Genomic DNA, 12,932 nt, shown 5'->3' with positions numbered 1-12,932 from the left:
GCACGGCCGGACACCCCGATCAGCGCGGACGCATCGGCACCACACGTTCTGGTGATGACAGAAGCGACATCACGTCACATACCGTCCTCTGAGAGCGGGGTCGACCACGAGAGCTTCTTCCTGGAGCACGCTGTTGACCCCATCCTGCACCAGGTGTTCGTGCCTGCCGGTTGACGATCCGTTCCTGCACCAGGTGTTCGTGCCTGCCGATTGACGATCCGTTCCTGCACCAGGCGTTCGTGCCTGCCGATTGACGATCCGTCCGGTCGGCCCCGACGCCGGTCGTCGAGGTACGTGACCGCGCCGCCGGACCGGCCGCGCCCGGCCGACTGCCGACCCCGTAGAGCACTACGGGCGGCGGCGATCCCCGAACCGGCTGCTCCGGCCCGCAAGTCGAGCGGCCTCGGGTAGGTTGCCCGGCATGAGTGATCATGGAACTGTCGCCTGGCCGCCCGCTCCCGTCGCCACCGAGCGGCTGGTGCTCCGGCCGGCCGAGGCCCGCGACCGGGCCGCGTTCGTCGACCTGTTCGCCTCGCCGGAGGTCGGGACGCACATCGGGGGCGCCCGCCCGCGCGAGGAGTTGGAGCGTGCGGTGCCGGAGGTGCCCGGGCAGCGGTCCGGGGTGTTCGTGGCCGAGCTCGACGGGACGATGATCGGCCTGGTCACCCTGGAGGTGCGCCCGGCCGACCGCCCCGGCCGCGTCCGTCCGGAGGGCGGGGAGACCGAACTCGGCTACATGTTCCTGCCGCAGGCGTGGGGCCACGGGTACGCCGCCGAGGCGTGCAAGGCCGCGCTCGAGTGGTTCGACGGCGCGCTTCCCGGCGAGCCGGTGGTGCTCTGCACGCAGTCCGCCAACGAGCGGGCGATGCGACTCGCGATGAAGCTGGGGTTCGCCGAGGTCGAACGGTTCGAGGAGTACGGCGCCGAGCAGTGGTTCGGCGTCCGCCGGCCCCGCTGAACCCCCCACCTGCGCACTGCCGTACAGGATCAGGGCGTGCGGTAGGTTTTCGGGCATGACCGATCTTGGAGTCACCGCCTGGCCGCCCGCCCCGATCCGCACCGAGCGGCTCGTCCTCCGCGAGCCCGAGGCCTGCGACCGGGCCGCGGTGGTCGACCTGTTCAGCTCGCCCGAGGTCCGTACGTACCTCGGCGGCGCCCGTCCGCGCGCGGAGGTCGAGCGGGCGGTGCCCGAGACGCCGACCCGACGGCCCGGCCTGTTCGCGGTCGAGCTCGACGGCACGGCCATCGGTCTCGTCACGCTCGACCGGCGCGACGCGGACCGCCCCGGCCACGTCCGTCCGGAGGGCGGGGAGGCCGAACTCAGCTACCTGTTCCTGCCGCAGGCATGGGGACGCGGGTACGCCGCCGAGGCGTGCACGGCCGTCCTCGGCTGGTTCGACGGCGCGCTTCCCGGCGAGCCGGTGGTGCTCTGCACGCAGTCCGCCAACGACCGGGCGATGCGACTCGCGGCGAAGCTGGGGTTCGCCGAGGTCGAGCGGTTCGAGGAGTTCACCGCCGAGCAGTGGTTCGGCGTCCGGCAACCCCGCTGAACCCCCCGCCTACGCACTGCCGTTCAGGATCAGGGCGTGCAGTAGGTTTTCGGGCAGCCGGCCCCTGACCGTCCTCGCGGCGTGCACGGTGCTCTCCGCCGCGACCGAGGTCTGCCAGACCCTGAAACGAGGGCTCAGTCCAGCAGCAGTCCCATGTAGTACTCGCTGACTCGGCGGCCGTGCACGTCGAGCGCGGCCCTTCGCAGTCCCTCGACCTGGAAGCCGCACCGCAGATAGAGACCGAGAGCACGGTGGTTGTGTTCCATCACGGTGAGTTCCAGACGGCCCATCCCGCGCGAGCGGGCTTCCCGGATCGCGCTCTCCATCAGCGCCCGGCCCAGGCCCCGGCCGGCGTGATCGGCGCGTACACCGGCCACCACGTAGCCGCTCCGGCGGGCCCGGGTGAAGGGCAGTACGGTGACATCGACATAGCCGACCACCACCGGCCCGGTCAGCGCCACGACCAGGTACGACGGGTCCCGGCCGTCGGCACAACCGGCCAGACGCGCCTCCACCGACTCCGGATCGGGCTCCCGCTCGCCGGGCTCCAGCAGCATGAACTCCGACTCGTGGTCCAGCGCCTGCTGCAGGGCCACCAGAGCGGACGCATCCTCAGGACGCGCCAGGCGGATCGAAGAACCAGTCGTTGTCACGCGCCCAGCATGTCAGACACCCGACCTTCCCTCACGCGGCACAATCGTTCCAAGACCGTCTCCGGCCCCGCCCGGAGTTTGCCGAACGCGCCCACCTGTGCGACTCCTTGGCCGGCCTTCAACTCAACTCCCTTCCGAACCAGGAGAAATCCGTGACCGTTGTCGAACACGAACTGACGACCCCCTGGGAAGGGGTCCTGATGGAGCCGGCCGCGGGCAACGGCACGGGCGTCCTCGTGCTGGCCGGGTCGAGCGGGCGGGTGGACCGCGTGCGGGCGAGGCTGCTCGCCGAGCAGGGGTTCCTTGCGCTGGCCATCCGTTGGTTCGGCGGGCCGGGGCAGCCGCCGGGGATCTGCGAGGTGCCGCTGGAGACCTTCGTGGCGGCCGTCGATCTGCTGCGAGCCCGTGGCGCGGAACGTATCGGCATCCTCGGCGTGTCGAAGGGCGCCGAAGCCGCGCTGCTCACCGCGGTCCACGAGCCGCGTGTCGACGCGGTGGTGGCCCTCTCGCCGACCTCGCTGGTCTGGTGCAACGTGGGCCCGGGGCTGGACGGGCAGAACCAGCCCTGGCGGTCCTCCTGGACGTGGCAGGGGCAGCCGGTGCCCTTCGTTCCGCTGGCCGGCGACCGCTGGGAGCCCGAGGGGCAGGGCGACGGTCCGGTGGCGATCCTCGGCTGGTACGAGCTCAGCGAGCGGACCTTCCCCGAGCGCATGGACGCCGCCGCGATCCCGGTGGAGAAGATGTCCGCCGACCTCCTGCTGGTCGCGGGCGGCGACGACCGGATGTGGCCGTCCCTGCGCTATGCCGAGCAACTGGCCGCACGCCGCCGGACAGTTGGCGCCCAGGTCCGCCTGGTGAGCCGCGACGACGCCGGACACCGGCTGCGCTTTCCCGGCGAAGGCCCCGCCGCGCCCTCGGCGGTCTTTGATTACGGAGGGACGGCCCACGGCGAATCCCTGCTCGGCGAAGCAGCCTGGGCCGCCATGCTCGACCAGCTTCGTCCGGGTCTCAACTCCGGCTGACGGAGGCCGACTTCGCCGCGACGCCGCTGCCGGTCGGGCCGGCACACAAGGGCCGCCGGTAACGTGGCACCCCATGACCCCGCACCGGCGCCGCACCTCCCGCATCCTGCTGCTCGACGACCGCGACCGCCTGCTGCTGCTCTGCGGCCGTGACCCGCGTCGCGACGGCGCCCGCTGGTGGTTCACCGTCGGCGGCGGGATCGAGGACGGCGAGGACGCATTGGCCGCCGCCGTACGGGAGTTGTGCGAGGAGACCACGCTGACGGTGGCGGCCGACCGGCTCGGCCCGCTCGCCTGGACGCGTCGCACCCGGTTCAGCGTCGACGGCCGGCACTTCGACCAGTCCGAGGAGTACCGCCTCTGCCGCCTCACCGCCGCCGAGGCGGCAGCGGCGCGGATCGACACCGAGGAGGCCCGCTACGGCCACCACTGGTGGAGCATCGAGGAGTTGGCCACCACCGACCAGACCGTCCGCCCCCGCCGGCTGGCCCACCACCTGACCGAGCTGCTCCGCGACGGCATCGGCCAAGTGCCGCTCCACCTGGGCGACTTCGACGAGGACGCGGACGCGGACTCGGGGGCCGGGTGACGAGCAGGGGTCGGAGCATCGTGCGGACCCGGGTGAGCAGCAGCGAGCACTGGAACCAGCTCGACCGGCACGCCGCCCGCTTCCCGGCCCTCACCCGCGCGATCGCCGCCGGCACGTTGGGCCCCCGAGCCCGCCGACCCGCTGGAGTCCGGGCTCGACCGGATCCTGGACGGCGTCCAGGCGTTGATCGACTCCTCAGAGGGCGGTATGTGACGTGATGCCGCATCTGTCGTCGGTGGAACGTGTGGGATCGCCGCATCTCCGACGTCCGGGAGGCCCGCGGGTGCTGGAGTGTGACCCGTGAGCGACCGCCAGACCTACAAGAGCCCATCTGAGAAACGAGCGGGCAGCCAAGAAGATCGACGAGCTGTGGTCGATGACCGGTCGGCCGGACTGCGGCGGCCGCACCTACCCCCGTGCGGACTTGGTGAAAGCAGTTTGCGTGGCCGTCGCATTCTCTGCTGGCGCGGCGGGCAGACTGAGCGCAGTCGGATGAGGGGGAACGCATGAGCGACTTGCGGCTGTCGGTGGCGGGTGGCGATTCCATCGATGCCATCGATGAACTGGCGGATCTCGCGGACTGGTTGCGGCATGAGCCCGAGCTTCGAGGGCTGGTCGCCTTCGCCGATCCCGAGCCCGGACCAGGTGAGTTGGGGGCACTGGCCGATGCCCTGGTCGTCGCCGTGGGCAGTGGAGGGGCATTGACGGTACTCGCCGCGTCGCTGCGGGCCTATCTGTCGCAGCCGCGCAAGTCGGATGTCCGGATCGTGGTCCGTGCGGAGGAGCGCAGTGTGACCGTGGACGCCAAGCGCGTCAAGGATGTCGAGGCGTTGCTCCGCGAGACCCTTCGGCATCTGGGATGAGCGCCGCGCCGCGCCGTGAGACCGAGTCCGTTCAACGTAAGGCCCGACACGCTCACCAGGTCACCCCGGACCACGCCTCAGCAGGCGGGGCGAAGGCCCGGGCGGTCGACCACCGCCGGTCCCGGATCGTGCTGGTCGGCACTCCCACCTACGACGATCCGCGGCTCGCGGACATCCCGGTGGTCGCCAACAACATCGCCAGCCTCCATCAGGTACTCACCGACCCGCAGTTGGGCGGTTTCGCCCCCGACAACTGCTGGTCTGCCTTGGATACCGTCAGTGTTGCCGAGGCTGGCGACCTGCTCACACGGGCCGCCGCAGAGGCCGAGGACCTTCTGCTCTTCTACTACAGCGGGCACGGGCTGCTCGAACCACGGCGTCGCGAACTGTACTTGAGCCTGTTCGCCACCCGGCCTGACCGACCGCAGTTCACCGCCCTGTCATTCCAGGCAGTGCGTGATGTCTTTCTGGACAGCAGGGCGGCAGTCCGCGCGGTGATCCTGGACAGTTGCTTCAGCGGGAGGGCGATCGGCGAGATCTTGACCGAGAACGCCAACGCGATCCTCGGCCAGCTCCAGGTGGCCGGGACGTACACACTGACCGCCGCCCCGGGGAATCGGACCGCGCTGGCCCTCCCCGGGGAACAGCACACCGCCTTCACCGAGCGCCTGCTACGACTGCTCCGCGCCGGCAGCGCACAGGCTGGGGAGTTGCTCAGCCTCGGTGACATCTACCGGCATCTTCAGGTCCAACTCCAGGCTGAGGGACTGCCGGTGCCGCAGCAGTGCGGCACAGAAACCGCCGATCTGCTGGGCTTGGTCCGCAATCGGCATCCCCATCGCATCCGCCCTGCGGCGCTGGCCGACGTCGCACCACCGGCAACCCTTCACCTGGCCCACACCGCGCGTGCAGACGGCTCGCGCTCGACAAAGAGTCGACCGTACTTTCGAATCCGCGTCTATCTCGCGAGCTTCGATGCCGCCGACCTCGATCGGGTCACCAAGGTCGTCTACCACCTGCACCCGACCTTCCCTCAGCCGGACCGCACAGTTACCGACCGCTCGACCGACTTCGGCCTGGTGGTGCTCGCCTGGGGGGAATTCAATCTCACGGCTGACGTCTACCTGGCGGGTCGGCGGAAACCCGTCCGGCTTGAGCGCTACCTCAACATCTGACGCCTTGCGACTCGGTCCGCGATAAGTCGCTCTTGTAGGTCTGGCGGCCGCTCACGGGTCACACTCCAGCACCCCCGGGCCTCCGGGAGCGAGGATGCGGCGATTCCACACGTTCCAGCGACGACAGACACGACATTACATCACATACCGCCCTCTCAGATCACTGACGCCGCACGCGGGTTGCCGGCCAGCCGGTCGGCAAGGGCGCAGACCAGCGCGGCGGTCGCCAGACAGGCGACCATCGCCCGGAGCAGGCCGCTCTCGGGGTAGGTGTCGGCAACCGCGTGCAGGGCCAGGTACGCGGCGCCGAGTCCGGCCGTCGCGGCGAGCGCGAGCGGCAACAGCGCGGACCGGACCTGGCGGTGGCACAGCGCGCCGACGGCAGTGGACATCCCACCGCCGAGGGCCACCTGCAGGTGCGCGAAGCCCAGGCCGTAGCGCACCGCCAGGGCCGGCACCAGGAACAGCACCAGGCCGCGGCGCAGCACCGTGGCGAGCGCGGCCGTGGCCGGACCGACCGGCCTCGGGGTGGTGGGCCGCCACCGCGCGGTGACCGTCAGCACGGCGAGCCACAGCAGCGCCTCGGGCCAACGGGTGCGCAGGTGGGCGGAGTTGTAGAGCAGCGCGGTGTCGTACACCACCATCACCAGCCCGCCGAGTGCCCACAGCGAGACGGCGAAGTGCAGCAACCCTCCCAATCCGGGCCGGAGTTCCATTCCCCGGTCACGGTCGCGGCGGGCGAGGGTGAGCACCAGCGGGGCGGTGACGGCGGCGGAGACCGCGCGGATCAGCACGTCCTGGACGGTCCACGGGTTGCGCAGCGCCCACTCCACCACCCCGAACACCACCGTGTAGGAGAGCGCGGCCGCCCACGCGAGCGGCGCGGACCCGAGCGCCGCCCGGTACAGCGCCGGGCTGAGCCGCCGCAGCGCCGTCCCGTACGCGAACAGCACGAACGGCAGCTCCAGGAACGCCTGCACGCGCAGCACCGTCGGCCCGAACAGCCGCGGCGCGGGCATCCACTCGGCCAGCGCCCGCACCACCGGGTTCCCCACCGGCTGGGCGAACCACCCGGGCGGCAGATAGCGCGCCACGAACGACGCGTCACCGCCGTGCACCCTCACCACGTAGGCGGCGCACACCAGTTGGTTGAGGTACACGGCGCCCACCACCACCGCCAGCCCCACCTCGGGCCGCACCGTCCACCCGGCCCGCACCGGCGGCGTCCCACCCAACACCCGCGGCCCGAACCACAGACCGGTGGCGACCGACAGGACGACGGCGAGATCGATCAGCAGCACGGTGGGCGACATTCGCCAGATCATAGGCGCACGGTCCATCTCGTCCGCACGCACCTTCGACGCCAACCCCTCCCACCACGCCCCCCTGCTGACCCACGTCGCCACCGGCAGCGCCGAACAGACTCCACCCTCCCCGTTACGGGCGAGGCGGTCTCCGTCCTCCAGGACTGGATGCACCACAAGTACCGCGTCCACCACCGGGCGCCTCCCCGAGGACGGCAGCGACGAGCAGCTCTATCCGGTTCTTCGACTCCTGACACCTCAGCCGGTGAACCATTTGGCCCACCACGGCGACCGCTGCTACCTTTCCGGTGGCCGTGAAAGAGAACGAGGAGGTGGTACCCGTGAACGCAGTATCGACATGGGTGCTCCCCTCCGGGGTCACGGTCGGGCGATAGGTCGTCGTCCGGGAGCGCCTTTTCTGAGCACTCCCGAAAGGCACGACCATGCACTTCACTTCTGAGCAGCGTTTCGACGACGGCGTCGTCGAGCGCGAGTTCACCCTCGGCGAGGTCCCCGGCATCCTGTGGACGCCCGCGTCCGCTTCCGCGTCCGAGCCGGCGCCGCTGATCCTGATCTGTCCCCCGCCGCTCGGGCTGGGCAGGATGTACCCGCGGTTGGCGGGGCGGGCCCGGTACTACGCGGCGGAGTTCGGCTTCGCCTCGGCCACCATCGAGCTGCCCGGGAGCGGTGACCGTCCCCGCTGGGCCGCCGCCGACCAGGCGCGCGCCGACCTGCGTCGGGCGATGGAGGCCGGCGAGCCGGTCAGCGAGGAGGTTGTCGACGCGCTGATCCTCCCGCTGGTCGAGAAGTCGGTCCCGGAGTGGCGGGCGGCGCTCGACGACCTCCTTGCGCTGCCCGAGATCGGCGGCCCGGTCGGCTACGAGGGCGGAATCATCTCCATCGGCGTCCGGCTGGCGGCCGTCGAGCCGCGCATCGCGGCCGCCGGTCTCTTCGCCGGGAGTCTTATTCCCGCCGCCATCGTCGAGGAGGCCCGGCAGGTCACCATCCCGCTCCAGGTCCTCCTCCAGTGGGACGACGAGGGCAACCCCCGCCAGGCCGCCCTGGACCTGTTCGACGCCTTCGGCTCGAAGGAGAAGACCCTGCACGCCAACATGGGCGGCCACACCGGCGTCCCGCACCACGAACTCGAAGCCGGCGCCCGCTTCTTCGCTCGCCACCTGAAGTGAGACGACGTCCGCAGGCCGGCACCATGCGGTAGGCCGTGCCGGCCTGCGGACGCCCGCTCGGCGAGCGCTGCAGATCCCCGATGGAGTCCCCCACGGCGCCGGCCGACGGTTTCAGGAGCAGGCCCCGGAAAAGGGTTTACGCCACTACGCCAGTACTGGGCGATCATGGAAACCATGGAAAGTGCAACCGGACCGGAGCCGCTGGGCATCTGTGTCGTGGCCAATGTCGCCCAGGAGACCAGTCACGGCCACGGTGGGCTGGAGATCCGCCGGGGGCTACGGCACTTCGCGCCGGGGGCGAAGGTGTGGATCGCGCCGCCCGCCTGGGGCGACGGAGGCGAACGCGTCATTGTGTCGGGACGTCACCGGGGCAACAGCCGCCGGTACATACGGATCGTGATGGAGAGCCGATTCCTGGAGAACTTCCGGGTTCGTGCCGTGTACAGCCCGGCGCTGGTCCGCGCGTTGACCCAGCTGGATCCCGGTGATGAGAAGGAGTACGGCGCCCGCTGGTTGTGGCCTGCGGAACAGGCGGAGAGCTGGGCGCAGGACTGGAACAAGCCGAAGACCGGATGAACGGCCACCACACCTCCGCCGGCATGAGCACTCGGACCGACCCGCCTGGCCGCTGGTGTCGCCGACGCCGAACTGTCGTTCGGTGACGCTCCGTTGTCGTCGGGCGGACAAGCGGGCGGCGTCACAAGCGCCCGGCGCGGGGCGAATTGGGGGCGGCCGGGGCGGCGGCAGGTAATGGCTTTCCATTCCCGAGTGGGTGCAATCGGGGGGCGGCGGGCCGGCGTTCGTGCGGAGGCAAAGCAGGCAGATTCGGGGCGGGGCGCTATCGGATCGGGCCGCAATTCGGGGGCATTCCGCGGCGGGCCGACCCGGCATCACGGGTGCGCCTGCGCACCGTCGCGCGGTGGACTGGTCCAGGGTCCGAACGCGCCCGGACAGGGGTCGCGAGACGGTCGGCACCAGTTGGGGGGCTTGATCACGGACGGTGATCAAGGTCTGGGCGCGGGGAGTTCACAGTTCAGTTACAGGTCTCTTGGGAAATCGACTCAACAACCATTGTGGGGCCGGGGGGCTGGAGGTAGAGTCCCGGTTCGCCGAAGCACGGACGGGCACCTCTGGGCATTTATCTTGGAGCGCGCATGTCAAAGAACGGTGGCATCAACAGATCGGGCTCCGATCTGTTGGATGCGTTCGCGGAAACCGTTCTCCGGTGGCCCGAGCGAGCCGCGATCGAGTCTCCCGAGCACACTCTCAGCTACCAGCAACTCGCGTTATCTGCACAGCGGTTGGCCGATCGGCTGGGTGGCCGGCCGGGGCCGGTCGCGGTGTCGGCCGGGCATCGTCCGGACACCGTGGTGGCGCTTCTGGGCATCCTGATGGCGGGCGGTGCGTACGTGCCGCTCGACCCGGGGTTCCCGGTTGAGCGGCAGCAGCGGATGGTCGAGGCGGCCGGCTGCCGGTTACTGGCCGGTCGCGGGGCTGGCGCTCAGGCCGATCAACTCGGGCTTCCGTACCTCGAGTTGGATGACGAACCGGCCGCAGGGACGGCAACGGCCGTCGCGCCCGGCGACCCCGCGTACGTCCTGTTCACCTCCGGGTCGACGGGGCAGCCCAAGCCGGTGGTGACGCCGCGGCGGGCGATCTCGGCCGCGGTCGGATCGCTGCGCGACCTGTTCGAAGTCGGGCCGGACGACCGGGTGTTGCAGTTCGCCTCGCTGAACTGGGACACCTGTTTCGAGGAGATCCTGCCGACGCTGACGGCCGGTGGCCGGCTGGTGTTCGATCCGGAGGCGCACTCGGCGTCGTTCGCCCGGCTGTTACGGATGGTCGAACGGCGCGGCATCACCGTGCTGGACCTGCCCACCGCGTTCTGGCACGAGCTGGTCCTGCACCTCACCGAGGACGGTGAAGGCGCCGAACTGCCGCCGAGCATAAGGCTGGTGGTGATCGGCGGCGAGGCCGCGAACCCGGCCCGGCTGGCGGACTGGAGCCGGCTGAAGAGCAGCTCTCGGATCCGGTTGCTGAACACCTACGGCTGCACCGAGACCACCCTGATCACGCACGCCGTCGACCTGCTCGGCCCGCGCACCCGGCAGCCGGGCCGCGTCTGGGATCCCACCGAGCGCGCGCCGATCGGACGGGCACTCCCCCACGTGGACGAACTGCTCACGTCCGACGGCGAGTTGCTGATCGGCGGGCCCGCCGTCGCGACCGGCTACCCGGGACTGCCGGAGGCCACCGCCGAACGGTTCGTGCTCCGCGACGGGCAGCGCTGGTTCCGGACCGGCGACCGTGCGGCCCGCGACCAGGACGGGGTGCTGACCCCGCTGGGGCGGCTGGACCACGAGGTGAAGATCCGCGGCATCCGGGTCGATCCGGCGGAGGTGGAGGCCGGACTCGGCACTCACCCGGGGGTCGGCGCGGCAGCGGTCACCGCCACCACGCTGGCCGGACGGGCCGCTCTGGTCGCGTACGTCGTCCCGCGCACCGGCGGGCCCGACCCCGCGCTGGCCACCGAACTCCTGCTCTACCTGCGGGAACGCCTGCCGGGCCACCTCGTCCCGAGCCGGATCGCCGTGGTGCCGGACCTGGTCCGCACCGCCAGCGGCAAGGTCGACCGCGCCGCCTCGCACCACCTGCACAGCACCGCCCCGCGCTGAGCCACCCTCCCTCCCCGCACGTGCCGGAGGACTGCTCATGAATCTGACGCACCGTCAGATCGCCTGCCCGGCAACTCCGTCGCGCCCCACGCACCGCACCACGACAGCGCCACGCACAGCACCTCACACCCAAGCGCCGCCGGCACCACCGGCCCCGCCAGACCACGCGCACCCCGCACCGGTCGAAGGAGACCCCCCCGATGAGCCTCGACATGCCCGTCACCGCACCCGCCCCGGCCGACGCCACAACCGCGAACCAGCTGGAGTCGCTGGCCGCCGTCTTCTGCCGGATCCTGGAGCTGGACAACGTCCCGGCCGACGGCAACTTCTTTCTCCTGGGCGGCGATTCGCTGATCGCCACCCGGGTGCTGAGTGCCGTCGCCCGCGAGCACGGCGTCGAGCTGACCTTCGAGGACTTCCTCGCCGACCCGACCCCGGCCGGTCTCGCCTCCCGCGTCGCGGCGGAGAGAATCGCGGCGGCCCGGTGAGCGCCGCGTCCCACTCGGAGACCGGGCCCGCGCCGCGTTCGGTGATCGTGGTCGGCGCGGGACTGGCCGGCCTGACGGCGGCGGTCGAACTGGCCGGCCAGGGCGTGCGGGTGACAGTGCTGGAGGCCCGGGACCAGGTCGGCGGGCGTACGCGCGGGATCGAGGTGGCGCCGGGGCGGTGGATCGACGCGGGCGCGGCCTACCTGGGCGACCTGCACACCGAGCTCCACGCCCTGCTCGCCGCCTGCGACTTGAAGACCGCGCCGACCACCATGCGGGGCGCCAGCCGATTTGCCCTGGCGGGCGAGGAAGCGGACGCCACCCGGGACGGGCGGTTCCCGCCGCTGAGCGCCGTCGCACTGGGCGATCTGTTCGAGCGGTTGGAGGAGTTGACGGCCGCCGTCCGCCCGGACGCGCCGTGGCTCTCGCCGGACGCCGAGCGGCTGGACGCGATGACGGTGGCCGACTGGGCGGAGCAGCAACTGTCGCACCCGGACGCCAAGTTGTTCTTCCCGCTGTTCCTCGGCGAGATGATGGCGGCCGACCCGGCGAAGATCTCCGTGCTGCACATGGCGTTCTACCTGCGATCGGGCGGTGGGCTGCGCTATCTGAACGCCTTCGAGGGCGGCGCGCAGCAGGACCGGGTGGCGGGCGGCTCGCACCGGTTGTGCGAGCGGCTGGCCGGGCGGCTGCTGGATCTGGGCGGGCTGCTGCACACGGACGAGCCGGTGCTGTCGGTGGAGCAGACCAAGCGGGAGGCCATCGTCCGTACGCCCGAGGGGAGTTACCGGGCGGAGGCGGTGGTCGTGGCGGTGCCGCCGCTGCTCGCGGACGCGATCGGGTTCGAGCCGCGACTGCCGTCCCCGCGAGCGGCGTCGCGCACCGAGCGCGGGTGCGCGGTGAAGGTGAACCTGGTGTTCCCGGAGCCGGTGTGGCGGGCGCACGGCCTGTCGGGGTGGTCGGTGAACGCGGCCGGTCCGCTGCTGTCCACGGTGGACGACACTCCGCCGGAGGGGTCGCCGGGTGTGCTGACCGGGTTCGTCACGGGCGCGGAGGCGCACCGTTTCGCCGCTCTGCCGCCTGCGGAACAGCGCGCGGCGGCGGTCGCGCAGGCGTCCCGGCTGTTTCCGATGCTGCCGGAGCCGCTCGCCTTCCATGTCACGGACTGGGTCAACGAGCCCTGGAGCAGGGGCTGTTACGCGGCGCTGCTCGGGCCCGGTGACTGGTCGGCGCTCGGTCCGACGCTGACGACGCCGCACGGCCGGGTGCATTTCGCGGGCACCGAGACCAGCACCGAGTTCTTCGGCCTGCTGGAGGGCGCGATCCGATCGGGCCGTCGCGTGGTCGCCGAGCTTCTCGGCCAGTAGGCGCAACTCGCTTCACCCATTGATCAGTTGGACCCCTTTCCCCTGGCCCGGTGCGCGCT

The 12,932-nt window shown here is 71.3% G+C and carries 13 protein-coding genes; 11 read left to right on the top strand and 2 right to left on the bottom strand.

Going from position 1 to position 12,932, the window contains the following annotated elements; translation table 11 throughout:
- The first annotated feature begins 421 nt into the window (after nucleotides 1–421).
- Nucleotides 422–958 (top strand): GNAT family N-acetyltransferase, encoded by a 537-nt coding sequence (locus ACIHEI_RS36250; RefSeq protein WP_396609800.1) that lies wholly within the window; start codon nucleotides 422–424, stop codon nucleotides 956–958.
- A 55-nt stretch (nucleotides 959–1,013) separates the two neighbouring features.
- Nucleotides 1,014–1,550, top strand: coding sequence for a GNAT family N-acetyltransferase (locus ACIHEI_RS36245; protein WP_396609799.1), 537 nt, complete (start codon nucleotides 1,014–1,016; stop codon nucleotides 1,548–1,550).
- 134 nt (nucleotides 1,551–1,684) lie between these two features.
- On the opposite strand, the gene ACIHEI_RS36240 is transcribed toward ACIHEI_RS36245, so the two are convergent.
- Complete coding sequence (locus tag ACIHEI_RS36240) at nucleotides 1,685–2,203, bottom strand: GNAT family N-acetyltransferase (RefSeq protein ID WP_396609798.1); 519 nt, start codon at nucleotides 2,201–2,203, stop codon at nucleotides 1,685–1,687.
- A 152-nt stretch (nucleotides 2,204–2,355) separates the two neighbouring features.
- Here ACIHEI_RS36240 and ACIHEI_RS36235 point away from each other — a divergent pair, with 152 nt between their 5' ends.
- The 4 genes from ACIHEI_RS36235 to ACIHEI_RS36220 all read left to right on the top strand — a co-directional run bounded on the left by ACIHEI_RS36235 (nucleotide 2,356) and on the right by ACIHEI_RS36220 (nucleotide 5,852).
- Complete coding sequence (locus tag ACIHEI_RS36235; RefSeq protein WP_396609797.1) at nucleotides 2,356–3,225, top strand: acyl-CoA thioester hydrolase/BAAT C-terminal domain-containing protein; 870 nt, start codon at nucleotides 2,356–2,358, stop codon at nucleotides 3,223–3,225.
- Between the two features lie 73 nt (nucleotides 3,226–3,298).
- Nucleotides 3,299–3,814, top strand: a complete 516-nt coding sequence (locus tag ACIHEI_RS36230; RefSeq protein WP_396609796.1) for an NUDIX hydrolase — start codon at nucleotides 3,299–3,301, stop codon at nucleotides 3,812–3,814.
- Between the two features lie 506 nt (nucleotides 3,815–4,320).
- Nucleotides 4,321–4,677, top strand: a complete 357-nt coding sequence (locus ACIHEI_RS36225; protein ID WP_396609795.1) for a hypothetical protein — start codon at nucleotides 4,321–4,323, stop codon at nucleotides 4,675–4,677.
- Complete coding sequence (locus ACIHEI_RS36220) at nucleotides 4,674–5,852, top strand: pYEATS domain-containing protein (RefSeq protein ID WP_396609794.1); 1,179 nt, start codon at nucleotides 4,674–4,676, stop codon at nucleotides 5,850–5,852. The genes ACIHEI_RS36225 and ACIHEI_RS36220 overlap by 4 nt, the downstream gene beginning before the upstream one ends.
- 155 nt (nucleotides 5,853–6,007) lie before the next feature.
- Here the strand turns inward: ACIHEI_RS36220 and ACIHEI_RS36215 are convergent, their stop codons facing one another.
- Nucleotides 6,008–7,165 carry a hypothetical protein gene (locus ACIHEI_RS36215; protein ID WP_396609793.1) on the bottom strand — a complete coding sequence of 386 codons (1,158 nt, stop codon included), beginning with the start codon at nucleotides 7,163–7,165 and terminating at the stop codon, nucleotides 6,008–6,010.
- A gap of 434 nt (nucleotides 7,166–7,599) precedes the next feature.
- Here ACIHEI_RS36215 and ACIHEI_RS36210 point away from each other — a divergent pair, with 434 nt between their 5' ends.
- The 5 genes from ACIHEI_RS36210 to ACIHEI_RS36190 all read left to right on the top strand — a co-directional run bounded on the left by ACIHEI_RS36210 (nucleotide 7,600) and on the right by ACIHEI_RS36190 (nucleotide 12,873).
- Entirely contained in the window at nucleotides 7,600–8,343 is a 744-nt protein-coding gene (locus tag ACIHEI_RS36210; RefSeq protein ID WP_396609792.1) for an alpha/beta hydrolase, read from the top strand.
- A gap of 174 nt (nucleotides 8,344–8,517) precedes the next feature.
- Nucleotides 8,518–8,919 (top strand): hypothetical protein, encoded by a 402-nt coding sequence (locus ACIHEI_RS36205; RefSeq protein ID WP_396609791.1) that lies wholly within the window; start codon nucleotides 8,518–8,520, stop codon nucleotides 8,917–8,919.
- Nucleotides 8,920–9,497: 578 nt separating this feature from the next.
- Nucleotides 9,498–11,018: an AMP-binding protein gene (locus ACIHEI_RS36200; RefSeq protein WP_396609790.1), complete on the top strand. Its 1,521-nt coding sequence runs from the start codon at nucleotides 9,498–9,500 to the stop codon at nucleotides 11,016–11,018.
- A gap of 200 nt (nucleotides 11,019–11,218) precedes the next feature.
- Nucleotides 11,219–11,506, top strand: coding sequence for a phosphopantetheine-binding protein (locus ACIHEI_RS36195; RefSeq protein ID WP_396609789.1), 288 nt, complete (start codon nucleotides 11,219–11,221; stop codon nucleotides 11,504–11,506).
- A complete protein-coding gene (locus ACIHEI_RS36190; protein ID WP_396609788.1) occupies nucleotides 11,503–12,873 on the top strand; it encodes a flavin monoamine oxidase family protein in 1,371 nt (456 codons plus the stop codon). Before ACIHEI_RS36195 ends, ACIHEI_RS36190 begins: the two co-directional genes overlap by 4 nt.
- The last annotated feature ends 59 nt before the right edge of the window (nucleotides 12,874–12,932 follow it).

Source organism: Kitasatospora sp. NPDC051984 (assembly GCF_044593455.1).
GTDB lineage: Bacteria > Actinomycetota > Actinomycetes > Streptomycetales > Streptomycetaceae > Kitasatospora.
This window is presented reverse-complemented; position numbering and strand designations above follow the sequence as displayed.